This window comes from Asaia sp. W19, from assembly GCF_003994335.1.
Lineage (GTDB): Bacteria > Pseudomonadota > Alphaproteobacteria > Acetobacterales > Acetobacteraceae > Asaia.
In genome coordinates this window covers 117,188-140,985 of record NZ_PNQZ01000059.1, presented here as the reverse complement: position 1 = coordinate 140,985, position 23,798 = coordinate 117,188, and the positions used below count along the sequence as shown (strand labels likewise).

At 61.6% G+C, this 23,798-nt stretch carries 20 protein-coding genes and 1 tRNA gene; 15 read left to right on the top strand and 6 right to left on the bottom strand.

The window, feature by feature from the left end:
• Nucleotides 1–176: 176 nt before the first annotated feature.
• Nucleotides 177–1,196 (top strand): ABC transporter permease subunit, encoded by a 1,020-nt coding sequence (locus tag C0V97_RS10790; protein ID WP_127102596.1) that lies wholly within the window; start codon nucleotides 177–179, stop codon nucleotides 1,194–1,196.
• Between the two features lie 134 nt (nucleotides 1,197–1,330).
• Complete coding sequence (locus C0V97_RS10785; RefSeq protein ID WP_127102595.1) at nucleotides 1,331–2,272, top strand: ABC transporter substrate-binding protein; 942 nt, start codon at nucleotides 1,331–1,333, stop codon at nucleotides 2,270–2,272.
• Nucleotides 2,273–2,352: 80 nt separating this feature from the next.
• Here the strand turns inward: C0V97_RS10785 and C0V97_RS10780 are convergent, their stop codons facing one another.
• From C0V97_RS10780 to C0V97_RS10770, 3 genes are all read right to left on the bottom strand, one after another.
• The gene (locus C0V97_RS10780; RefSeq protein ID WP_127102594.1) at nucleotides 2,353–2,610 is read right to left on the bottom strand and encodes a GlsB/YeaQ/YmgE family stress response membrane protein; all 258 of its coding nucleotides are present in this window, start codon (nucleotides 2,608–2,610) and stop codon (nucleotides 2,353–2,355) included.
• A 118-nt stretch (nucleotides 2,611–2,728) separates the two neighbouring features.
• Nucleotides 2,729–3,373: a hypothetical protein gene (locus tag C0V97_RS10775; RefSeq protein WP_127102593.1), complete on the bottom strand. Its 645-nt coding sequence runs from the start codon at nucleotides 3,371–3,373 to the stop codon at nucleotides 2,729–2,731.
• A gap of 25 nt (nucleotides 3,374–3,398) precedes the next feature.
• Nucleotides 3,399–6,194 carry a phosphoenolpyruvate carboxylase gene (locus tag C0V97_RS10770; RefSeq protein WP_127102606.1) on the bottom strand — a complete coding sequence of 932 codons (2,796 nt, stop codon included), beginning with the start codon at nucleotides 6,192–6,194 and terminating at the stop codon, nucleotides 3,399–3,401.
• A gap of 196 nt (nucleotides 6,195–6,390) precedes the next feature.
• On the opposite strand from C0V97_RS10770, the gene C0V97_RS10765 reads away from it, so the two are divergent.
• The 8 genes from C0V97_RS10765 to C0V97_RS10730 all read left to right on the top strand — a co-directional run bounded on the left by C0V97_RS10765 (nucleotide 6,391) and on the right by C0V97_RS10730 (nucleotide 13,847).
• Entirely contained in the window at nucleotides 6,391–7,722 is a 1,332-nt protein-coding gene (locus tag C0V97_RS10765) for a DUF445 domain-containing protein (protein WP_233582104.1), read from the top strand.
• Between the two features lie 130 nt (nucleotides 7,723–7,852).
• Nucleotides 7,853–8,332: an SUF system Fe-S cluster assembly regulator gene (locus C0V97_RS10760; RefSeq protein ID WP_127102592.1), complete on the top strand. Its 480-nt coding sequence runs from the start codon at nucleotides 7,853–7,855 to the stop codon at nucleotides 8,330–8,332.
• Nucleotide 8,333: 1 nt separating this feature from the next.
• The gene (gene sufB, locus C0V97_RS10755) at nucleotides 8,334–9,821 is read left to right on the top strand and encodes a Fe-S cluster assembly protein SufB (protein ID WP_127102591.1); all 1,488 of its coding nucleotides are present in this window, start codon (nucleotides 8,334–8,336) and stop codon (nucleotides 9,819–9,821) included.
• Between the two features lie 11 nt (nucleotides 9,822–9,832).
• Nucleotides 9,833–10,603 carry a Fe-S cluster assembly ATPase SufC gene (gene sufC / locus C0V97_RS10750; protein ID WP_127102590.1) on the top strand — a complete coding sequence of 257 codons (771 nt, stop codon included), beginning with the start codon at nucleotides 9,833–9,835 and terminating at the stop codon, nucleotides 10,601–10,603.
• A complete protein-coding gene (gene sufD / locus C0V97_RS10745; protein WP_127102589.1) occupies nucleotides 10,600–11,817 on the top strand; it encodes a Fe-S cluster assembly protein SufD in 1,218 nt (405 codons plus the stop codon). Before sufC ends, sufD begins: the two co-directional genes overlap by 4 nt.
• Nucleotides 11,818–11,819: 2 nt before the next feature.
• Nucleotides 11,820–13,052 carry an aminotransferase class V-fold PLP-dependent enzyme gene (locus tag C0V97_RS10740; RefSeq protein ID WP_127102588.1) on the top strand — a complete coding sequence of 411 codons (1,233 nt, stop codon included), beginning with the start codon at nucleotides 11,820–11,822 and terminating at the stop codon, nucleotides 13,050–13,052.
• 16 nt (nucleotides 13,053–13,068) lie between these two features.
• Entirely contained in the window at nucleotides 13,069–13,449 is a 381-nt protein-coding gene (locus C0V97_RS10735; protein ID WP_127102587.1) for an SUF system Fe-S cluster assembly protein, read from the top strand.
• A gap of 14 nt (nucleotides 13,450–13,463) precedes the next feature.
• Nucleotides 13,464–13,847, top strand: coding sequence for an iron-sulfur cluster assembly accessory protein (locus tag C0V97_RS10730; protein ID WP_127102586.1), 384 nt, complete (start codon nucleotides 13,464–13,466; stop codon nucleotides 13,845–13,847).
• Here C0V97_RS10730 and C0V97_RS10725 read toward each other — a convergent pair.
• The 3 genes from C0V97_RS10725 to C0V97_RS10715 all read right to left on the bottom strand — a co-directional run bounded on the left by C0V97_RS10725 (nucleotide 13,838) and on the right by C0V97_RS10715 (nucleotide 18,305).
• Nucleotides 13,838–15,124 carry a class I SAM-dependent RNA methyltransferase gene (locus tag C0V97_RS10725; RefSeq protein ID WP_127102585.1) on the bottom strand — a complete coding sequence of 429 codons (1,287 nt, stop codon included), beginning with the start codon at nucleotides 15,122–15,124 and terminating at the stop codon, nucleotides 13,838–13,840. The genes C0V97_RS10730 and C0V97_RS10725 overlap by 10 nt on opposite strands.
• 6 nt (nucleotides 15,125–15,130) lie before the next feature.
• Nucleotides 15,131–17,557 (bottom strand): DEAD/DEAH box helicase, encoded by a 2,427-nt coding sequence (locus tag C0V97_RS19010; RefSeq protein ID WP_127102604.1) that lies wholly within the window; start codon nucleotides 17,555–17,557, stop codon nucleotides 15,131–15,133.
• Nucleotides 17,558–17,852: 295 nt separating this feature from the next.
• The gene (locus tag C0V97_RS10715; RefSeq protein WP_127102584.1) at nucleotides 17,853–18,305 is read right to left on the bottom strand and encodes a hypothetical protein; all 453 of its coding nucleotides are present in this window, start codon (nucleotides 18,303–18,305) and stop codon (nucleotides 17,853–17,855) included.
• 129 nt (nucleotides 18,306–18,434) lie between these two features.
• Between C0V97_RS10715 and C0V97_RS10710 the strand changes: the two genes are divergently transcribed.
• The 5 genes from C0V97_RS10710 to clpX all read left to right on the top strand — a co-directional run bounded on the left by C0V97_RS10710 (nucleotide 18,435) and on the right by clpX (nucleotide 23,704).
• Complete coding sequence (locus C0V97_RS10710; protein WP_127102583.1) at nucleotides 18,435–19,904, top strand: NAD(P)H-hydrate dehydratase; 1,470 nt, start codon at nucleotides 18,435–18,437, stop codon at nucleotides 19,902–19,904.
• Nucleotides 19,905–19,933: 29 nt separating this feature from the next.
• Nucleotides 19,934–20,018: transfer RNA gene (locus C0V97_RS10705), tRNA-Leu, on the top strand.
• A 101-nt stretch (nucleotides 20,019–20,119) separates the two neighbouring features.
• Entirely contained in the window at nucleotides 20,120–21,451 is a 1,332-nt protein-coding gene (gene tig, locus C0V97_RS10700) for a trigger factor (RefSeq protein ID WP_127102582.1), read from the top strand.
• A gap of 142 nt (nucleotides 21,452–21,593) precedes the next feature.
• Nucleotides 21,594–22,232: an ATP-dependent Clp protease proteolytic subunit gene (locus C0V97_RS10695; RefSeq protein WP_127102581.1), complete on the top strand. Its 639-nt coding sequence runs from the start codon at nucleotides 21,594–21,596 to the stop codon at nucleotides 22,230–22,232.
• A gap of 203 nt (nucleotides 22,233–22,435) precedes the next feature.
• Complete coding sequence (gene clpX, locus C0V97_RS10690; RefSeq protein WP_127102580.1) at nucleotides 22,436–23,704, top strand: ATP-dependent Clp protease ATP-binding subunit ClpX; 1,269 nt, start codon at nucleotides 22,436–22,438, stop codon at nucleotides 23,702–23,704.
• The last annotated feature ends 94 nt before the right edge of the window (nucleotides 23,705–23,798 follow it).

Here is a 23,798-nt window from a genome sequence, read left to right as displayed (position 1 = left end):
TCGTCATTTCAAGCGAAATGGCCGAGATCATTGGCGTGAGTGACCGCGTTCTCGTCATGCGCGAGGGTCATCTCACGGGTGAACTCGAAGGCAGTGCGAKCACGCAGGAGGCCATCATGTCTCTTGCTGTCGGGCTTGCCTCCCCTTCGCCAATCGCCGCCTAGGATATCACGTCAATGAGCAATACTCTCAACCCGGCGGTGGCGGCCTCACCAGCCGCCCAGCTGAACGCGCGCGCAACCACACGCAGCATCATGCAGGCAGCTGGCATGCTGCCCGTTCTGATCCTTCTGGCGCTGGGCTTTCATTTTCTCGGCGGGCATCGGTTCCTGTCGGGCCAGAATCTCTCGATCATTGCCCAGCAGGCATCCATCAATACCGTGCTGGCCTCGGGCATGACCTTCGTCATCCTAACGGGCGGTATCGATCTGTCGGTCGGCTCCATTCTGGCTTTCGCAGCCATGTGCGGCCTGATTGTCTCGCTACTGCCCCATCTGGCCTGGCTGGCTGTGCCGGCTTGTCTCGGCGCAGGTCTGCTGATCGGCGTATTCAACGGCGCACTGATTGCGGGGGTCAAGATTCCGCCCTTCATCGTGACGCTGGGTACATTGACCGCCGTACGAGGGCTCGCCCGGCTCATGGGCAATGACCGCACGATTTTCAATCCCGATCTTTCCTTCGCCTGGATCGGCAATGATGGCATCGCGATCACCTCGACCTTCACCATTCCCTGGCTTGCGGTCATCGCTTTTGCTGTGGTCGTGGCGAGCTGGTTCATCCTGCGTCGTACGGTTCTGGGCGTGCATATCTACGCCATCGGCGGCAACCCCTCCGCTGCGCGCCTGGCCGGTATTCGCGTCGGGCTTGTCCTGATGTTCGTTTACGCGGCTTCGGGTCTGCTCGCAGGGCTTGGCGCCGTCATGTCCTCTGCCCGCCTTTACGCGGCAAATGGCCTGCAGCTTGGTCAGTCCTATGAGCTCGATGCCATCGCCGCGGTCATTCTGGGCGGCACGTCCTTTGTCGGGGGGATCGGCTCGATCTGGGGCACGCTCGTCGGGGCGCTCCTGATCGCCGTGCTCACTAATGGCCTCATTCTCATCGGAGTGTCGGATATCTGGCAGTTCATCGTCAAGGGTCTGGTCATCATTGTGGCCGTGGCACTCGACCGCTTCCGGGCACCGACGGCGCGCACCTGACACTGCGCTCCCCCGGGGTCTGCCCGGGCCTCCCAAGGTGGGCCTCTCAGGGGCTCACCCCCGGGGCCATTGTCCCTTCGCCCCGGGTCAAACGCTCACCTAGTTTGTCTTTCTTCCGTTTCGGATGTCTCAAGATGATCACTCGCACAAAATTCTTCCTCGGCGCGCTCGCCCTTTCCACTGTTCTCACTGCCCCGGCGGCTCGGGCCGATGGCATCAGCAATGTGGGCGTCTCAGTCGGATCGCTCGGAAACCCGTATTTCGTCGCGCTGGTGAAAGGTGCTACCACGCAGCTCAAGAGCGTGGCCCCGAGTGCCAGCATCAATGCGCTTTCTGCGGATTACGATCTCAACAAGCAATTCTCGCAGATGGACAGTTTCGTCACTTCCGGTGTGAACCTGATTCTGCTGAATGGGGTGGACCCCCAGGCCGTGATGCCTGCGGTCAAGCGCGTTCAGAAAGCTGGCGCTACCGTCATCGCAGTGGACGTCGCCTCGGCCGGTGTGGATGGAACGGTGCAGACCGATAACGTCGCGGCGGGACGCATCTCATGCGAATACCTTGCCAAGAAGCTGGATGGTAAAGGCGAGGTGGCGATCGAAAACGGTCCGCAGGTCTCGTCGATCATCGATCGCGTGAAGGGCTGCAAGGAAGTTCTCGCCAAATATCCCGAGATCAAGATTGTCAGCGACGATCAGAATGGCGGGGCTGAACGCGACCTTGGCTTCAAGGTCATGCAGGGCTTCCTGGTGCGCTTTCCCAATCTGAAGGGTGTTTTCGCAATCAACGATCCCGAGGCCATTGGCGGCGATCTTGCCATCCGTCAGGCCCATCGTCAGGGAATTGTCGTCACCTCCGTCGACGGCGCGCCCGATATCGTCTCTTCACTGAAGGACCCACGCTCATCGGTCGTTGCTTCGGCCAGCCAGGATCCCTATCAGATGGGGAAAGACGGTATCGCAATGGGACAGGCCATCAAGGACGGCAAGGTCGCCAAGGGCACGGTGAGACTGATGCCCCCGACGCTGATCACGCGGGACAATGTGGACAGCTACAAGGGCTGGACGGGGGAATAATCCCTTCGCACGGGGAAATAATCCCCTGGACCGTGGTTCAGCCGCCTTTACCCCCCGGCATCGATGCCGGGGGCTTTCTTTTATCCTTGCTGGTTGTTTGAGGCGAAGAGGCGATAGACGAGCAGCAGGATCATGGCGCCGAATACCGAGGCCACGAAGCCGGCAGGTTGTCCGGGATGATAAAAATGAAGCTTCTGCCCGATCCAACTGGCCAGAAGCGCTCCGGCAATGCCGAGGAAGATCGTGATGATGAAGCCGCCCGGATCGCGCCCGGGCATCAGGAACTTGGCGATCAGCCCGACAAAGAAGCCGACGATCAGGGTCCAGATCAGATGCATGTCAAATCTCCACGGAGAAAACCGGCCTTGCTCCCCGGAAGAGAGTTAGACCTCACGCTTGCGTGATTAACATCTCGCTGAGCCCGGGTCCATATCGCCAGGCGCGTGCGCACCCTCTCTATCGCCCTGGCGGGAATGCCTTTTTGAGGGCCTCGTCTGCCGAGTCAAAACGGCCCTCCAGTTGAACGACGCGTTGAAACTGGAAGTAAAGAGGTGTCCAGCCCGGCGTGCCATCCGAGGCAACGAGTTTGAAGTAAATAAGCCGGGCGGGAGCCGGATCTGGCACCGGGCCATCGATCATCCTCTGGCACTCCACCAGATAAAACCCGGGGCGCGCCGGGTCCGCTGAAGTCGCAAAGGCAAGGGAAAGAATGGCGTCTTCGCCTGTATGGGGGGCATCCTGCAAATGATCGCGCAGCCCGTCCTTTGCGTTTTCTGGCAGGGGGTCGCTGCCTACCAGAGAGAAGCGACCTTCGGTATCGCGCACGGTCACCGTGAGGTCGTGATATCCCCAAGCATTCCCATTCTCGCGCCAGCTCTGCAGCACATGCAGAACGCCGTCGGGCGCGATCTCCCTGATCGCTCTCGGGTCCAGTTTTCCGCCAAGCGCGAAACGTGTTTCACCCTCGTTCAGGGCGTGGGGCCGCAGAGGTGGCAGCTCGGCGGCGCTCGCCGGGAGCGGGAGAACCAGGGCCATTGTCATCGCCAGCCCAAGAATGCGCTTGGGATGGCATGACCCTATGCCGAAGACGCGTTCTCTCATGGCGCTGCCCTCCCAACTTGGCGTCTCAGCCGAATGATCCATTGGCATGCATGACGGCGACGCTGATTTCGCGCAGTACCGCGAAGAGACGCGCCATGGGGGCGAAGATCTCTTCATGCTCGCGATTGAAGCCGTGATCGTCACGCGGGCCGCTTGGCTCATGGAAATCCAGATCGGTCACGATACCGGCGGATTGCGGGAAGATCTCCGAGAGGCGCTTGAGCACCGCCGGGATTTCGAGCTGCAAGACAAGGCGCAGCAGGGTCTCCCGATTGATGTCATTGCGCGGGCTGAAATAGGGGATACGCGTGGCCAGAAGCCAGATCTGTCCGATCACGGCGTGGCGTATCGCATGGAGTGTCCGCTCCTGCGCGCTCATCTTGAGCGTATGGCTCCAGACCGATTCAAGCGCAATGTTATCGGCCTGGATGCGGCGGAACATCGCGGGCAGGCTGCGCCAGAACTCAAGTCCTTCGAGACCATGGGCCAGCACCAGATGCTGGCTGCGCTGTTCCTCATTGCGGGCCGAGGCCGCGCGATCCAGCCAGGTACCCGGGTCCAGCAGACGTACGATGCCGCGCAGCGCCCCGATATCGGAATGGGCGGCCGCCTGCCGGGCAAAATCGAGCGCGAGACCGAAGCGACGGCTACTACGGGCAAGTTTCTCGAACGTCTCCGGATGGCGCGATGCTGCAGTGCCAAAACCCTGCAGCACATTGGTCCACCAGCCGAGCTGTTCCAGAATGGCGTTATTCGGAATGGCGCGAAGCTGGCTCGGATGCGTGATGCGCGTGACGCTGATCCCGTCACCCTGGCGGGCCGAGGGGCGCGAGCCCGATTTATCGATCAGAGCGGGTCCGAAGGCGCCCAGAAGCCCGGCATAGCCGGGATCTTCCACCAGACTGCTCATATCAAGCGCGATGGTCGAGAAGAAATCCGCAGAAAAATCAGGCTCGTCATAAATCGGGTCGCGCGTGGCCGAGAGCGGGCGCACCAGATGTTCCGCCAGGGTCGCGATGGTGGAGGCGGCAAGCGGTGCCGTGCCGAACAGGGTATAGCCATCGCCGCCCTGGAAAGCGGCTTCCTCACGCAAACTGATACCAGCCTTCGCAAAAAGACCGCGCGTATGGTCGGGCGAGAAATAGCTCAATCGATCGGAAAGACTGAATGGATGAGCCCCGCGCCCAATGCTCTCGCCATGGGTGTCGAACAGAACGAGTTCGATATCCTTCATGTCATGCTTCTGCATGAGTGCGAGCGTGCGCAGACGCAGGCGCTCGACCAGATTGGTTGCAGCGAGCTGGCCGATATAGCGGCCCGAATCCGAATACCCGAATTGCAGGCACAAACGTCCGTTATTGCGTATGTATTGACGCCAGTGAGGAGAACGGAACGCTTCCTCCAGAATGATCTCGCCATGCTCGAGTGCGCTCTGCGTCTCGAAAAGCGGAGAGATCTGAATCTGCTCGTCTCGGATGCCGAGCATACGGGCCAGCCAGAGCGTGGCCAGAAGCGTGTAACCGCTCTCGGTCTCGGCAATCAGGAAGCGGATAGGGGTAGCCGTGTCGATGTGCTTGAGGATCTGTGCCATCGTCATCATCAGACGGCCGGCGGAGGATTGCTCCATCATGACCGCGCCAAAATCGACCGGGATCGGTGCCTTCAGCGATTCGAGCGCTTCATTGATCTGCGACAGCACAAGGCGACGACGCGACGGAATGGTGGGATCGTCTTCTATACCCAGACGATGGCGCACTACGTTATAGATCTGGGTAGCATTCAGGCGTGTATGGATATGCGCCGCCCCCAGCCCGTGGGCCATGAAGCCCGAGCGCGCAGTCAGAAGGGCTGCGCGCTGGTTCGCGTCGATCCGGGCGAGCGCCTCGTCAAAAAGTGGGGCCAGTGTCTCGGCCGAGATCAGGGCAGCCTCGCGACGGCTCACAAGAGCCTGCGCGAAGGCGGCGATGGCGCTGGCATCATGGCTGTGCTGATCGGGGCAGGCGGCCTCCTGCTCCTTGACGGCTCCCAGGGCGACATCGATACGCGCGACGAGTTGCGAGCAATGGGGCAGCAGGGATTCGAGCTGGGTACGCAGGCGCTCCAGCTGTGTGCGCTTGAGCGCCAGCCGAATGCGCAGCGTGTCCCACCAATGAATGTCGCTGCGGCCATCCGTATCGAACCCGACCCAGGTCGCCAGGATCAGTGTCTTGATATCGAGGCTGTTCAGTTTCTCGATCTGGTCAGGCCAGCGCTTGGCGGCGTGTTCCAGAATGGCCGCGTTGAAGATATCGAGTGCGTCGCGTCCGCGCAAAATGGCCGTGAGGGCGAGATTCTGCTCATGGGCGAGCGTAGGCGCCGCCTCCCGACGATGGGATTTCAGCTCGGGAAGACGATGGGCGGGGTCTGTCGCCATTTCGACAATGTGGCGATAGACGTTATCGGCCAAAGCAAAAGTCGGATGTGCCGTGAAGACGGCGGCAAATCCCGGACGGGAAAGGCGTGAAACGAGCGCCTCCAGCGTGTCGCAACTCTCGACCGTTTTCCGGGCGGCCTCGACCAACCTGTCCTGGGGCGCGCCATCATCCTTCAGACCCACATAGCTGCGCAACCGTGCGGCCCGGCCTTTGAGATTACCATCGCGGAGCACACGTACGGCGTTTTCGAGTGTCGAGACCGATACGGCGCCGTCGATCAGTTCGTCGCCGATCTGGCTCGACAGGGCCTCGATCGGGTCGGGAGCGTGGCGTTCATGGGTGGCCCGGTCCTGCAGGGCCTGCATCTCGCCCGTCAGGCGCTCGGCGAAAGCCGCGCCTTCTCGCATATCTGGAGCGATTTTCTGATCGGCCTTGGCGGCGGGCGTTCCGGAAGAGGCGTGATGCGGCGCGGTATTGGACAAGGCACTCTCGCTTGAAGTCGGTTCACGGATTGTGACCGGTTTTCCATGCCCGCAGGGCAATGGCAATGGAGGATCGCGGGAGCGCAGGACTTTTTGTTCCGGCGGTGCTAATCGATCCTTCATGCATCATCCGAATTCCGATCAGTCGATCCCGTCCGAGCGCATGAGCGATAACGCTGCGGCCGAGGCCGAGGCGCTGGCCAGCCTGAGGGCTTCGCGTCGTCTGGCGGGTGGTCTTCTGGTCTCGATGGGCGGTCTGATGGTCGTCTCCGCCGGGCTCCCGGCATTGGGTTGGGTGCGTGACAGCTATCTGCTGGAGGTGCTGCGCTCGGGTGCGCGGGCGGGCGTCGTCGGCGGTATTGCCGACTGGTTTGCGGTAACGGCGCTGTTCCGCCATCCGCTGGGGCTTCCCATTCCGCATACTGCGGTTCTGCCTCGCCAGCAGCCGAGGCTGGCTCGTGCGCTGGGGCGTTTCGTCTCGACGCAGTTCTTTACGGAAGAAGATGCCGGGCGGGCGCTCGCCTCGGCGGATGTGGCGCGCATTCTTGCCAATCTGCTGCGCCAGCCGCGTACGGCCAATGCCACCGCCTCTGCCCTGCGACGTAGCGTGCCCGATATGCTTGATCGGCTTGAGGACGGGCGCGCTTCTGCCGCCATAGGCAAGGCGCTGCCTGTTCTGGCGCGCGGCGAAACCTCGATCAAGGTCGTGACCAGGGCGCTCCGGGCGCTGGTCGATAATGAGCTGCATCAGGAGGTTCTGTCCGCCCTGCTCGAGCGGTTCAAGCTCGGCGTGCAAAAGCGTGAAGCCACGCTGCGCAGCTTTATCGAGGAGCGCGTGCGCGAGCAGGGGGGGCGCATGATCGGCTGGGCCATTGGCCCATCCGTTGCCAACCGCGTGATCACCGCGCTCTATCTGGAACTGGAGCGGATAGACCCGCAGGACTCGGAACTGCGCGAGGGATTTACCGGGTGGATCAGGCAGGAAATAGACCGTCTGGAAGAAGACCCGGAGCGTCGGGCGCGCTTTGGCGATGCGATATCGGGCTATCTGGGCCATGACAGCCTGAAGCTGTGGTGGTCCGAGATCTGGCAGCGCTTCAGGGGACTGGCCGAAGCCGATCTGGCCTGTGAGGACGGATGGAGCCGCAGTGTCATCGAGGCGGCGCTGCTGAGCTTGGCCGATCAGCTCGATCATGATCCGGCCATGCGGGCGCGTCTGGAGCAGACGCTCAAGACCACGCTCGTCCGTATCCTGCCTTCGCTGCGCGACAAGCTTGCCGCTTATATCGCCTCGGTCATGGAGCGCTGGGACCCGCAGGAGCTTTCAGCACGACTGGAGCAGCGTGTTGGCCGCGACCTGCAATACATTCGTATCAATGGCACGCTGGTCGGCTTCGTGGTGGGGGCCGTTCTGGACATGCTCATGAGGCTGTGTTTCGGCCATCTCGGCTGAACCCTGTTTTTATCGGCATCACAAAAGGCGAAAAGGGTTGACGCAGCGCCTTCGCGCGCGCATCTGCTAGAAAAATAGCACCATTTAGGTCTTTAATTTCTGTTCATGCGGAACTGATCGAGGGAGCAGAATGCTCAGGTTATCGAAACTCGCCGATTACGCTACGGTTCTGCTCGTGCAGCTTGGCCAACAGGACGCGCTCGTAACGGCTACCGCGCTTGCGGGTGCCGCGGGTGTGCCGGAGCCGACTGTCGCGAAATTGCTGAAGGGTCTCGCTGCCGATGGCCTCGTCGCCTCGCATCGCGGGGCTCGTGGCGGCTATCGCCTGGCGCGTTCGCTTTCCGATATCTCGATCGCTGCCGTGATCACGTCAGTCGACGGGCCGATCGCTCTTACAGCCTGTGTCGAGGGGCGCGTTTGCGAAGCCAAATCGCTTTGCGCGCTCTCCTCCGGACAGTGGGACATGGTCAACAAGGCCATCCGTTCGACCCTCGAATCCATCAATCTAGCCGATATGAGCCGCGCCCATCTGTCAGGCAGCATCATGCCTGCGTCGCGCTGCGTGGCCCCGGACCATATGCCGGATCATCAGCCTGCCGGGGAGGGATGACATGCCAGCCGTAACCGAAACACGCGAAGCCGTCGAAACCCTTGGCCAGTCGACCTATAAATGGGGCTTCGAAACCGATATCGAGATGGAATTCGCGCCCAAGGGGCTGAGCGAGGAAACCATCCGCTTTATCTCTGCGCGCAAGCAGGAGCCTGAATGGATGCTCGACTGGCGCCTGCAGGCCTTCCGCGCCTGGCAGGCGATGGAAGAACCCACATGGCAGAAGCCGGAATATCCGGCCATCGACTATCAGGATGCTTTCTACTTCGCCGAGCCGAAGAAGAAGCCCGGTCCGAAATCGCTGGAAGAAGTCGATCCCGAGTTGCTGCGCACCTACGAAAAGCTCGGTATCCCGCTTCATGAGCAGGCCATCCTGGCCGGTGTCGAGGGTGCCGATCAGGCCGAGCGGCTGCCTGTGGCCGTGGATGCGGTATTTGACTCCGTCTCGGTTGTGACGACCTTCCGCAAGACGCTGGAAGAGGCCGGGGTAATCTTCTGCCCGATCTCGGATGCCATTCGCGAGCATCCCGAGCTCGTGAAGCGTTATCTCGGTTCCGTCGTGCCGGTCAGCGATAATTTCTTTGCAGCGCTGAATTCGGCTGTCTTCACGGATGGCTCTTTCGTCTATGTGCCGGAGGGCGTGCGGTGTCCGATGGAGCTCTCGACCTATTTCCGCATCAATGCCCGCAACACAGGGCAGTTCGAGCGGACGCTGATCATCTGTGAGGACCGCGCGACTGTTTCCTATCTCGAAGGGTGCACGGCACCCATGCGCGACGAGAACCAGCTTCACGCAGCCGTGGTCGAGCTGGTGGCGATGAATGAAGCCACGATCAAATACTCGACGGTGCAAAACTGGTATCCGGGTGATGAGAACGGCACGGGCGGTATTTATAATTTCGTGACCAAGCGCGGTGCATGTCGTGGTCGCAACGCCAAGATTTCCTGGACGCAGGTCGAGACGGGCTCCGCGATCACGTGGAAATATCCGTCCTGCATTCTGGCAGGCGAGGGCTCGGTGGGCGAATTCTACTCGGTCGCCGTGACCAATAATCGCCAGCAGGCCGATACGGGCACCAAGATGATCCATCTGGCGCCGAATACGCGCTCGACCATCATTGCCAAGACCATCTCAGCGGGTCATTCGGACAGCACCTATCGCGGTCTGGTGCGTATGATGCCCAAGGCACGCGGCGCGCGTAACTTCACGCAGTGCGACAGCCTCCTGATCGGGGATCAGTGTGGCGCCCATACGGTGCCCTATATCGAAAACCGCAACATGACGGCACGCGTCGAGCATGAAGCGACAACCTCGAAGATTTCCGAAGACCAGCTTTTCTATTGTCGCTCGCGCGGCCTCTCCGAAGAGGACGCTGTGGGTCTGATCGTCAACGGGTTCTGCAAGGATGTCCTGAAGGAACTCCCCATGGAGTTTGCAGTGGAAGCGCAGAAGCTCCTGCAACTCAGTCTTGAAGGTAGCGTCGGGTAAAGAGCCGCAACATGAATGATTTTCTGAAAATTTCCGGTCTCTGTGCGCAGATCGACGATAACGGAACCCCCAAGGAGATTCTGCGCGGTCTGGATCTCGATGTGCCCAAGGGCGAGATCCACGCGATCATGGGGCCGAACGGGTCGGGCAAATCCACTCTGTCCTACGTGCTTGCCGGACGCGAGGATTACGAAGTGACGGGCGGCAGCGCGCATTTCATGGGTGAGGATCTGCTCGCCCTCGAGCCGGAGGAGCGCGCGGCTCTTGGCGTCTTCCTGGCGTTTCAGGCACCTGTGGAACTGCCGGGTGTGAACAACGCCAATTTCCTGCGCACCGCGGTAAATGCCGTGCGTCGCGCCCGCAAGGAAGACGAGCTGGATGCCGTGGGTTTCCTCAAGGCCGTGCGTGCGGAAACCAAGCATCTTCACATGTCGGACGAGATGCTCAAGCGCAACGTGAATGTCGGTTTCTCCGGCGGCGAGAAGAAGCGCAACGAGGTGCTTCAGATGCGTATGCTGCGCCCGAAATTCGCGATCCTCGACGAAACGGATAGCGGCCTCGACATCGATGCACTGCGTATTGTGGCCGAGGGCGTGAACAGCCTGCGTGGGCCTGATTTCTCCGCGCTCATCATTACGCATCATCAGCGTCTGCTCGATTACATCAAGCCGGATCGCGTACATGTCATGGCCAAGGGCCGGATCATTCATAGTGGCGGTGCCGAGGTCGCACTGGCGCTTGAGGCGCAGGGCTATCAGCAATATCTCGAGGCGGTGGCATGAGCGAAAGCGTCGCTTTTTCGCCTGCAATCGGGTCTTTTCTCGCACGCGCCCATAAAGGCGAAGCGAGAGAACTCCTGGCCCGTCAGGGTCTGCCCCAGCGTCGTCTCGAGGCGTGGCGCTATACACCGCTGCGCGATGTTGATCGCATCGGGTTCGAGCAGCCGGCGCCCGTTTCGCTGGGCGAGGCGGAAGCCCTTCTGGCGCGCCTTGCTCCCGAGGCTCGCAGCGGCTCTCGTGTCGTGTTCGTCAACGGCGTGCTTGTTCCCGAGCTGACGCGCCTTCCCGAGGCGGTCATCCTGACCGCGCTTGAGGCGCCGCTTTTGGCGGACCGTCCGCTCAGCGTTCTCAACAGCGCCCTGCAGCAGCCGGGTCTGTCCCTGACGGTTCCCGCAGGCATAGAGGCCGGTCAGATCTGTCTCGTCTCTCTGGTTTCGGGGGAAGGGCCGGTTTCGACGCATCTTACGCATCAGGTCACGCTCGAAAAAGAAGCGACCCTGACCCTTCTCGATATCCAGTCGGGTGAAGGCGCCTATCTGGCTAATCCGTCTCTGACGGTATCCGTGGCCGAAGGGGCTCACCTGACCCATCTGCGTGTCCAGCAGGATGATGTGCAGGCTGCGAACCTGGCGCTTGTGAATGCAAGCATTGCCGAGCATGGGACTTATGACAGCTTCACTCTGACGCTCGGCGCCAGGTTGTCGCGTCATGAGGTTCTGGCGCATCTGGGTGGCAAGCATGCGACCGTGCATGTGAATGCGGCGCAGCTTCTGGCTGGTACGCAGCACGCCGATCTGACCTCCGTCATCACCCATGCTGCACCGGACTGCAATTCTCGCCAGACGGTCAAGAACGTGCTGATGGATGCGGCGCATGGTGTTTTTCAGGGCAAGATCTATGTTGATCGTATCGCCCAGAAGACCGATGGCTATCAAATGAATCAGGCGCTGCTTCTGTCCGAAAAGGCGCAGATCGACAGCAAGCCCGAGCTCGAGATCTACGCTGATGACGTCAAGTGCAGCCACGGTGCCACTGTGGGCGCACTCGATGACGAGCAGCTTTTTTATCTGCGGGCGCGTGGTGTACCCTATGAAACCGCGAAAGCCATGCTCGTCCGGGCCTTCCTGCTCGACGCGCTCGCTCTGGTCACCGATGAGGCTGCTTATGCCCTCCTGGACCAGCGCGTCGAAGCCTGGTGGCTGAACAGGGAAGGGTGATCATGTCAGGAGACGTGCTCGACCGTTTCGCGTCCTTGCGGGACCGGTTTCCGATCTTGTCTGAGACAGTTCATGGCCGTCCGCTGGTCTTCCTGGACAGCGCGGCCTCGGCTCAGAAACCGGATAGCGTGATTGCGGCCATGGCTCAGGCCATGCAGCATCAATACGCCAACATCCATCGTGGCCTGCACTGGATGAGCGAGCGCACGACCGAGGCCTATGAATCGGTGCGTACCCAGGCCGCCTTGTTTCTCAAGGCGCCGGATCGCCGTGAAATCATCTTCACGCGTAACAGCACCGAGGCCATCAATCTCGTCGCGCATTCCTATGGCATGTTGCTGAAGCCGGGCCAGGCGATCCTGATTTCCGAGCTGGAGCATCATTCCAATCTCGTTCCGTGGCAGATGCTGCGCGATCGAGCCGGGCTGGAACTCCGCGTGGCGCCGATCACCGAGACCGGGGATCTGGACCTCGACGCTTACGAGAGCCTGCTCTCGGACGGGCGTGTCGGGCTTGTGGCCATCACCCATATGTCGAATGTCCTGGGGACGCTGACGCCGGCGCATGAACTGGCGCGTCTGGCGCATGCGCATGGCGCAAAGATCCTGCTCGATGGGTCGCAGTCAGCCGTGCATCGCGCCATTGATGTGCAGGCGCTCGGGGCGGATTTCTTCGTCTGCACGGGGCACAAGCTCTATGGCCCGACCGGCATCGGGGTGCTCTGGGGCCGGTCCGAGCTGCTCAATGCCATGCCGCCTTTCCTGGGTGGTGGGGAGATGATCGAGAGCGTCAGCTTCGAGAAATCGAGTTGGGCCGGGCTGCCGCATAAATTCGAGGCAGGGACGCCGCCGATCATCGAGGTCATCGGGCTCGGCGCGGCGCTCGCGTTCATGGAAGAGCTGGGTGCCGAAGCGATCACCGCCCATGAAAAGGCGCTCGTGGCCTATACCCGTAACGTGCTGGGCGGCAGTGAGGGCGTGAAGCTCGTTGGCGCGCCTGCCGATCAGGGCGGGGTCGTCTCTTTCATTGTCGATGGGGCGCACCCACATGATCTGGCGGTTCTGCTGGATCGCCAGGGCATTGCCATACGCGCTGGACAGCATTGCGCCGAACCGCTGATCCGTCGGCTCGGGCTCACCGCCACAGCACGGGCGAGCTTTGGCGTTTACACCACACGCGACGATATCGATGCACTGGTCAAGGGCGTTGCGCGCGCCCGACAGATGCTGGTCTGATTGAGGGAGGTCATTCATGTCTGAAGAGGGTCACATCCTGACCAGACCGCTCGGCGCTCCGCCCGAGGAAACCGTTGCTGCAGACCAGGCCGGTGTTCCCGATGAGGACAGCGTCATTTCCGCCATTGCCACGGTCTATGATCCGGAAATCCCGGTCAATATCTACGAGCTGGGGCTCATCTATGCAATCGATCTGCATGATGACGGGCGCGTCGATATCGAAATGACACTTACGGCGCCCAATTGTCCGAGCGCACAGGAATTACCCGAGCAGGTGCGCGAGGCCGTGGCCGCTCTTCCCGGGGTGAGCAAGGCCAGCGTCGCTATCGTCTGGGATCCGCCATGGGATATGAGCCGCATGAGCGACGATGCCCGGCTTGCACTGAACATGTTCTGAACAGGGAAACGAGTATGAGCGCGACACAGACAGAACAGGCCCCGATCAAGGTCGCGGCCCCCCGGGCGCTGCCTCCTCTCATGCGGATGACCGAGCGTGCAGCCTCGCGTCTGAGGAAACTGTATGAAGGCGCAAACAAGGGCCAACTCCTGCGTATCGGGGTGAACACGCGCGGATGCTCGGGCATGTCTTACGACATGAGTTTCGTCGATGCGGCCCTGCCCGGTGATGAGCGTGTGACGGATCATGGGGTGGACGTGCTGGTCGATCGCAAGGCGACCCTGTTTCTGATCGGGACGGTAATGGATTATGAGGTCAAGGATCTCGAATCAGGCTTTACCTTCACCAATCCCAATGAAAAGGGCCGCTGCGGGTGCGGTGAGAGCTTTCACGTCTGACGGCGTGAAAGTCTCTTTTTGCTCTTTGTGAAGCTGACGACGGCTTCAACTTCCGTAGACCAGAGGAACTGGTCGATAACCGAAACGGATAGCACCTCGTATCCCGCTTTCTGCAGAAGAGCAGAGTCTTTCTGGAGCGCTTGCGGGTTGCAACTCACATAGACAATATCCTCCACGCCGGAGCGTGCGATATGGTCCATCTGGATCAACGCTCCCGCATGGGGCGGATCGAGCACGACCACGCGGGCCTTGGTGAATTCCTTGGCGATCAGGGGCTGGCGTGTCAGATCGCGGTGCGTTGTTTCGATTCTCTGACCGATCGCCCCTGATTTGAGGGCTGAGATCGCCTCGAAATGCCCTTCATAGGCGAAAACGCGCCCTTTCTGGGCCATGGGAACCGTCAACGTACCAAAGCCCGCGAAGAGCTCAACGATAGGATCGCGCCTGTTCAGCGAGGGCAGCGCATCGAGCACTGCCTGAGCGATGGCGCTCTCACTCTGTTCCGTCGCTTGCAGGAACCCGCCAGGGGGCGGGCACAGCTTGACCGCACCGAAGGCATGGAAGACGGGTCCCTGCTGAGCGACGATCTCGAATCCCTGCTCGGGGCGGCGCCTCGACTTCCATGAGATACGGGGAATCCTGTGATCCCGCCCGAACGCCGCGAGTTTTACGCGGTCGGTCGGCGCCAACGCAGAATCGGTCGAGAGCAGAATATCCGGACCCGAACTGTAGAGATTGATCTGGAGATCACCGCCTCCTGTCACTGCGCCGAGCGAAGACAGGACGTGGCGCAACGGGTCGAGCAGCGCCAGGAGCGCAGGATGCACGACATGGCACTCTGTCATGTCGACGACATCGCCGTGACGGCGATGGAGGCCGAGAACGAGTCGACCCGGCTGCCGCTGGAAGGCCAGATCGATACGGCGGCGCGTCTCGGGAGGGACCTGGACGGAGGTGACGCGCGGGAGCGTGCGGAAGCCTGCCCGTTCAAGAGCGTGGCGCACAAGCGCGGTTTTCCAGTCGAGCAATGCGGGGAGGGCAGTGGTCTGCATGGAACAACCACCGCACTGCCCGAAGAGCGCGCAGACGGGCGATACGCGTTCAGGGGAAGGGGAAAGCAGGTCGAGCACCTCGACCTGCCGGTCATCCCCCACGCGAAGACGCATCCGGTCACCCGGCACGGCGTGAGGGATGTAGGCGGGCTTGTCATCAATCAGCACAAGCCCGTCGCCATTCGCGCCAAAGGCGCGAATTTCGGCTTCAACGATACTGGGCATCAGGGATCAGACTGTGCCGCGATGCTGGATCGGTCCGACCTGCTCGTCCTGCTCGATGCGCCGATTGCGGCGCGGCAAGAGCATGAAGGCAGGCGTTTCATGGCCGAACCCGGTGCGCGGCGTATCGTGATCGAAGGACGAGGTAGGGGCCACAGAGCCGCGCTCAGCCCGGACTTCCTGCTTTGGCGCGGCTTCTTGACGCGGCGCTTCCTGAGGTGCAACCCGGTCACGGTCACGGTCACGGTCACGGTCACGGTCACGGTCACGGTCACGGTCACGGTCACGGTCACGGTCACGGTCACGGTCACGGCTCTCGCCATGGCGGTTGTGACGGCCACCGCGATCCTTCCCTTGACGGCGCTCCCGGCGCTCCGGCTGAGCGCCGTCCTGCTCCGGATCGGCCCAGGGCAGGGTCTCGATACCGTCGATCTCAATCATTGGAAGCGGGGCGTGCTTCAGCTTCTCGATCGCCTCGGCCAGCTGCTTCTGGCGCGGCGTAGCGAGGCTGAATGCATGGCCGGTCTTGCCTGCACGACCGGTGCGTCCAATACGGTGGATGTAATCCTCTGCATTGAACGGCAGGTCGAAATTGAACACATGCGAAAGCCCGCCGATATCGATGCCGCGCGCGGCTACATCGGAGCAGACAAGGATCTGCAGTTCACCCGCCTTGAAACGCTCGAGCGTCTTGAAACGCAGCGACTGAGCCAGATCGCCATGGAGATGACCGACCGCGAAACCATGCTTGTGCAGCGACTTGTAGAGGACATCGACATCGCGCTTGCGATTGCAGAACACGATGGCGTTCTGCACGTTCTCGCGCTTCAGCAGCTTGCGCAGAACGCGGCGCTTGTCGGCCTCGTCGACGACGAGAAGCGCTTCTTCGATGGTTGTCGCGACCGAGGAGGGGCGTGATACCGTAATCTCTTCCGGCAGATGCAGGAATTGATCGGCCAGTGTGCGGATTTCCGGCGCCATGGTTGCCGAGAAAAGCAGTGTCTGACGACGAACGGGCAGCATGGAGACGATACGGGTGATATCGGGGATGAACCCCATATCGAGCATGCGATCGGCTTCATCGATCACGAGAATGCTTGTATGGGTCAGCAATAGCCCGCCACGATCGAACAGATCCATCAGGCGGCCCGGCGTTGCAATGAGGATATCCACGCCTTGGTTCAGCACCGCGCGCTGATCGGCCATGCTCTCGCCGCCAATCAGCAGGGCGTGGTTCAGGCGCAGATGCTTGCCGTAAAGGGTCAGGTTCTCCGCTACCTGAAGCGCGAGTTCACGCGTCGGCTCCAGAATCAGGGAGCGCGGCATGCGTGCGCGGGCGCGCGATCCGGCCAGACGCTCGAGCATTGGAAGCGTGAAAGAGGCCGTCTTGCCCGTTCCCGTCTGGGCCACGCCAAGCACGTCCTGACCGCCCAGAACCACAGGGATAGCCCGGGCCTGGATCGGGGTTGGATGCTCGTACCCCATTTCCTCAATGGCGCGCATGATCGGCGTGGAAAGGCCGAGTTCGGAGAAAAGCGGCTTGGGCGCGTCGACAAGAGCCTTCATCGCCTCATCGAGAGGCGCAGCCGCGATCTCGGTTTCGGGCGCTGGGGCGGTTTCAGCAGTGGGTGCTGAAGAGCCTTCCGCGCTCTTGCGGCCACTGCGTCGGCGACGCCCACGCGAGGCGGCCTGAGCCTCCGCCGGGGCTTCATCGGAGGGTTGGGCAACGACGGAAGAGACTGGCTCGGTCTTCTCTACGGGATTCGGGGCGATTTCCGGCGCATTTTCCTGCGCGTCGGCTTTTGCCTTGGCATCCTTCACCGCGGCGCGACGGGCCGGTGCAGCGGTCGTGCTCGCGGCATTGCGCTTGCGTCCTGGACGCCCCTTTGCCGGGGCTGCGTCACGGGGGAGCTCGGCAGGGGGCTCCCCCTGTGTCTCGGCTGCGGCCTCGGCAGGCTTTGCTTTCGCCGCCTTTGCGGCGATTTCCTTTGCCGGGGAGGTCTTCGCTGTGGCCTTCGGGCCGGGCTTGCGGCCGCGCGCAGGCTTTGCCGCCTCAGACTCTGCCGGGCTCGGCACGGGGGCCTCGACCACAGGCGCTACGACCGGATTTTTGCGCGGGCGACCGCGACCACGCTTGATGGGCGGTGCTTCAGTCGTAGGCATCGCGGCAGTGACGGGCTCGGATTTGACCTCGGAAGCCTTGGCGGCAACCGCTTTCGCTGGGGCCTTGGTCGCCCTGGGCTTCGTTGATTTGACAGAGTCCGCCTCTACACCGGTCTTCACTGCCTTGACGGGCTTGCTCAACGCCGCTTTCGTCGCGGTGCCAGGTGCTTTCGTCGTTGCAGTCCTTGGCTTACGAGCAGATTTGACCTTGGTAGCACCGGTCTCTGTTGCGGGCTGCGCGTCGCGCGGCTGCGTGTCAGACACAGTCTCCATCACGGGGAGTTCCGTCTTCGAGGTGGAACGTTTCTTGCGTGTGGGGGAGGTCTTTGCGGAACCTGCGATCGATTTTGCGGTCAAACTGCTCTCTGATAACTTTGGAGGTCTAGAAATGATGCGATGCGTCGGCACGGCATATTTACAGAGCGGCCAGCTGAGATGGCTGGCCAATCGCCTGTGCGTTATCTGGAAATCCCGCAAAAGGCAAGGTTTTACGGTATCCTAGCCAGAGGGGACGCCGCAAGGCATCGCGACCCATGATCTGTGGTTGAAACGGCAGGGCTTCGTCAGGTCAGACATTACCGCCCATGGCGGCGAAAAACACCGTGAGAACTCCGATCGCTACCATCAGCATCACGCGCTTGCGCACGGCGTCGAACAGTGCGGGTTGGGGGCGTATGGCGCGGCGCAGGCTCTGAAACGGCCCGAGATAGGCATTGACGAAAACCAGGGCCATGACCAATGCAAGCCCCTGCATGATATTGATCGGCAGGCTCATCGTCGCAAAGCCGCCAGCGTGAATGACGAGCAGCCATCCCGTGATCAGAGCCGTTGGAATGATGTGCAGGAGCGCACGGAAATAGCGTGCGATCAACTGGATCTGGACATTCTGGCGCTGCGCCGGCTCGAGCAGGGCCACCGTGCTGCGGCTTACGAGCGCCGCATACAGCCCGCCGCCAATCCAATAGGCCATGCATAGAAGATGCAGCGCGAGGATGACGCTCCACAGATACGGGTTGGACATGAATGCTCCACAAGAAATCAGGGCCAGGGGTGCTCGTCCCTCAAAAGGGCGGGATCATGCATACCGGCGGTTTAATGCAACGTTCCCTAGCAGTCTGCGCAAAATCATCAACAGCGGAGTAAGCCCCAGATGCGTTCAGTCCTGCGTTTTTCCCTTCCGACGCCTGCGCAATGCGCCGCCATGGATGCCATGGCCAGCCGTTCGACCGGAATCAGCGCCCTGATGGAGCGCGCGGGCTGGGTCGTCGCGCAGGCAGTTCGCGCACGCTATGCCCCATGTCGCGTGCTGGTGCTGTGCGGTCCCGGCAATAATGGAGGAGATGGCTATGTAGCTGCGCGTTACCTGGAACGGGCCGGCTGGCCAGTGCAGGTTGCCCCACTGGCCGAGCCGCGGGCAGGCAGTCCTGCGGCGGAGGCAGCCGAACGCTTCCGGGGTAATCGTGTTGACTTCACGGCTGCGAATGCTGCCAGAGCGGATCTGGTGATCGATGCGATTTTTGGAGCAGGGCTCGACCGGGCGCCCTCCGATGCCATCATGGCAGTGCTTTCAGCGTCGCGCAGACTGATTGCCGTTGACCTGCCGAGCTTTGTGAATGGCCTGACCGGCGCTCTGCTCGTCGAGGGGCCGCAGTATGAGGGCAGCGTGACTTTTGTCAGGCCCAAACCCGGTCATGTGCTCTATCCCGGTCGCGCATCGTGTGGCGACATTGTTTGCGCGGATATCGGGATGCCGCAGGATTGCCTAACTCATGCAAAGCCGAATCTCTTTCTCAACCAGCCGGGGCTCTGGTCTATCCCCGAGATGACCCCTCAGGACCATAAATACAGCAGGGGTGTCGTCAGCCTTTGCGCCGGACAAGTTATGCCGGGGGCAACGCGTCTCGCGGCGGCGGGTGCCCGTGCCAGTGGGGCGGGGCTCGTGCGCATCAGCGCCGGAGCGAGTGCCGAAGCCTACAGGCTGGGCGCACCGGGACTCGTGATCGACGAAGAACCGCTCGATGCTTTGCTCGGGGACCCCAGGCGCGAAACATGGCTCTGCGGGCCTGGGCTGACCCCTGGAGAGGTTGCGAAGAGCCTGCCGCAGCTGATTGCGGCCGGGAAATGCATTCTTGCCGATGCTGGGGCGCTGGGCTGGGCTGCCGATGCACCGGAGAAGCTGGCTGGCGTAGCAGTCATCACGCCTCATATCGGAGAATTTACCAAACTCTTCGGGGCGCCGGGTGAGGATATCGTGAGTGCGACGCGAGACGCCGCGAAACGCATCGGGGCGGTGGTGCTGCTCAAGGGGGCGGTTAGCGTGATCGCCGCCCCTGATGGCCGCGCTGCCCTTAATGATCATGCAAGCCCGGCTCTGGCTACGGCGGGTTCCGGCGATACGCTGGCCGGTGTGATTGGAACTCTACTTGCAGCGGGCATGCCTCATTGGGAGGCCGCCTGTGCGGGGGCTTGGCTCCATGGCGAGGCAGGGTTGCGCGCCGGAAATTGGCCCATAGTCGAGGCGCTGGACGCCCATCTGGGCGATGCCCGCGCCGAGGCCATCGATCGGGCGCGGCGCCTGTCTTGTGAAAAGGATGATCTTGCTGTAAAGCGGCGCGCTTGACGGTGCAGCTCTGGCTGAACCGAGTGTGTGCGGGCGTGGTGGAATTGGCAGACACGCCAGATTTAGGTTCTGGTGGCGCAAGTCGTGGGGGTTCAAGTCCCTCCGCCCGTACCAAAAATTTCTCCTTAGTCGGGGCTTCCTGCCTTGCCCGTGCTGCGATGAAGCCGGGTGCGGGGCCCCGATGGCAACCCGGTCAATAGAGGATCGCCTGACAGATGCAGGTTACCCAAACGCAATCCGAAGGTCTGAAGCGCGGCTTTACCGTCACTGTGCCGGCTGGCGATCTGGAGGCGCGACGCGCCGCTCGTCTCGCCGAGCTCGGCCGCACCATCAACCTGCCTGGCTTCCGCCCCGGCAAGGTGCCCGCCTCGCTGGTCAAGCAGCGTTATGGCGCCGCCCTGAATGGCGAGATCCTCGAGCAGGCCGTCAACGAAGCCACCAACAAGGTGCTCGAAGACAACAAGCTGCGCCCGGCTGTCCAGCCGAAGGTGGAGCTGGTTTCCGGTGGTGAGGGCGAAGGCGATCTGGAATTCAAGATCGACCTCGAAGTGCTACCCGAAATCTCTGTTCCTGACCTGTCTGGTCTCGAACTGACCCGCCTGACGGCCAAGCCGAGCGATGAGACGATCGACAAGGCACTCGCCGAGCTTGCCAAGCGCCAGCGCAACTTCGAGACGATCGAGGAAGACCGCGCTGCTGGCACGGGTGATGTCGTGAACTGCGACTTCGTCGGCAAGCTCGACGGCACGCCGTTCGATGGTGGTACGGCGCAGGACGTCAATGTCGAAATCGGTGGCGAGGGCTTCATCCCTGGGTTCGCCGAGCAGCTCGAAGGCATGAAGGCTGGCGAAGAGAAGGTGATCACGGTCACGTTCCCCGCCGAGTATCAGGCCAAGGAACTGGCTGGCAAGGAAGCGACTTTCGACATCAAGGCGAATGCGCTCAAGACCCCGGTCGATCCGGCGCTTGATGACGAACTCGCCAAGAAGATCGGTTTCGAAAACATCGCTCAGGTGCGCGACATCATCGTCAAGCAGGCGGAAGGCGAGTACGGCCAGCTGTCGCGTCTGCGCATCAAGCGCGAGCTGCTGGATGCCCTGTCAGGCAAGACCGATTTCGAAGCGCCCGAAAGCATGGTCGAGAGCGAGTTCGGCCAGATCTGGCAGCGCGTGGAGCAGGATCGCGCCTCGGGTGAGATGGATGAGGAAGACGCGGGCAAGGATGAAGACACCCTGCGCGCCGATTACCGCAAGATTGCCGAGCGCCGCGTCAAGCTGGGTCTGCTCCTGGCAGAGATCGGCCGTACCAAGGAAATCACGGTCACCCGTGAAGAACTGATGCAGGCGGTTCGTCAGGAAGCCATGCGCTACCCCGGTCAGGAGCAGGCCGTTTTCGAGTTCTTCGGCAAGAACCCGCAGGCAGCCGACGGTCTGCGCGGCCCGATCCTGGAGAACAAGGTCGTCGATTACCTGATCGAGCTGGCCAAGGTCACCGACAAGGAAGTGACGCCGGAAGAGCTGGCCGAAATCCCGCCCGCCGATCTCTGATCGGCTGAGTCGCACCGCGACTCTTGGAGTCCGTTCGTTTTTTGACGGACGGGCTCTAGGCGTTCATGGTGGCCATACCAAGATGAGAGAAGTCACGCACCGGCCCTGATGGGGCCGGTGCCAGTTAGGAACGGAAATGGCCATGAGGGATCGCGATCCTGTCGAGATCTTCAACAACGCGCTCGTACCGATGGTCGTCGAGCAGACGTCACGCGGCGAACGCGCTTTCGATATCTATTCCCGCCTGCTTCAGGAGCGGATCATCTTTCTGACAGGCCCTGTCTATGACCAGGTGGCCGCTGTCATCTCGGCCCAGCTCCTGTATCTTGAGAGCGTGAACCCGAGCAAGGAAATTTCCTTCTACATCAATAGCCCCGGCGGTGTGGTTTCGGCCGGTCTCGCCATGTATGACACCATGCAGTATATCCGCTGCCCCGTGAGCACGGTGTGCATTGGTCAGGCCGCTTCCATGGGATCGCTGCTTCTGGCAGCCGGTGAGAAGGGACGTCGTTTCTGTTTGCCCAATGCGCGCGTGATGGTGCATCAGCCCTCCGGCGGCGCTCAGGGGCAGGCTTCCGACATCGAGATTCAGGCGCGCGAGATTCTCGAGATCCGCAAGCGCCTGAACGAGATCTATCGCCACCATACGGGCCGCAGCCTAGAGGAAATCGAGCAGAAGCTCGAGCGCGATACCTATCTCTCGGCTGACGAGGCTAAGGCTTTCGGGCTGGTGGACGAGGTCGTTCAGGCTCGCCCCAAGAGTGTTGCCGAGCAGGGCTGATCCTGCTTTCCGGTTGTGAGGTCCGGCCCTCCTGCCGGGCCACTTGCTGGGTTTTCAGGCCCTGCATCGCCCCCATGCCAAGTATCCTATTATTGCCCCGTGCCGGGAGGGGCTTGCCGGGCTCTCGCTGCCTGGCCTAAGTTTGGAATTCCCCCGACGCGACGTGACCTCACGGTCGCCCGGGTCGGGGAGGAGGAGCAACGATGACGAACAAGACCGGCGATTCGAAAAACACCCTGTATTGCTCGTTCTGCGGCAAATCGCAGAATGAGGTACGCAAGCTCATTGCCGGTCCAACCGTCTTCATCTGCGATGAATGCGTCGAACTGTGCATGGATATCATCCGCGAAGAGCACAAGACGCATCTTGTGAAGTCGCGCGACGGTGTGCCGACCCCCAAGGAAATCTGCAAGGTTCTCGATGACTATGTGATCGGTCAGTTCATCGCCAAACGTGCGCTGTCTGTGGCTGTCCACAACCATTACAAGCGTCTGGCGCATGCCCAGAAGAGCAATGATATCGAGATTGCAAAGTCCAATATCATGCTTATCGGTCCGACCGGATCGGGCAAGACCCTGCTGGCCCAGACACTGGCACGTATTCTCGATGTGCCCTTCACGATGGCCGATGCCACCACATTGACCGAAGCCGGTTATGTGGGTGAGGACGTCGAGAATATCATTCTGAAGCTGCTTCAGGCCGCCGATTACAATGTCGAGCGCGCTCAGCGCGGCATCGTCTATATCGATGAGATCGACAAGATCTCGCGCAAATCCGACAACCCGTCGATCACGCGCGACGTGAGCGGGGAGGGCGTGCAGCAGGCGCTTCTGAAGCTGATGGAGGGCACGGTTGCATCCGTGCCGCCACAGGGCGGCCGCAAGCATCCGCAGCAGGAATTCCTGCAGGTCGACACGACCAACATGCTCTTCATCTGTGGCGGTGCCTTTGCCGGGCTGGACAAGATCATCTCGGCGCGCGGCAAAGGGTCGGGCATTGGCTTTGGGGCCGATGTGCAGAACCCCGATGACCGTCGCCTGGGTGCCGTCCTGCACGACGTCGAGCCCGAGGATCTGCTCAAATTCGGTCTGATCCCCGAGTTCATCGGTCGTCTGCCTGTGGTCGCCACGCTTGAGGATCTGGACGAGGACACGCTGGTCGCCATCCTGTCCAAGCCCAAGAATGCGCTCGTGAAGCAGTATCAGCGCCTCTTCCAGATGGAGGGTGTGGCTCTAACCTTCACCGATGACGCGCTCGTGCAGATCGCGCAACGCGCGATCGCCCGCAAAACGGGCGCGCGCGGATTGCGCTCGATCATGGAAGCCATTCTGCTCGGTACCATGTTCGATCTCCCCGGCCTCGATGGCGTTGAGGAGGTCGTGATCAACAAGGATGTCGCTGAAAATCGTGCGGCGCCTGTCTATGTTTACGGCAGTGGCAAGGCCAGCGAACCGGCTGAGCAGTCTGCCTGACCCTGCAGGGCAAAACCGGAGGGTCGCCTTGCCGCAGCGCTCCTCCGTTCTCATATACAAGGTCGCTGCCTGGACAGGCAGCGCTGACGCGGCG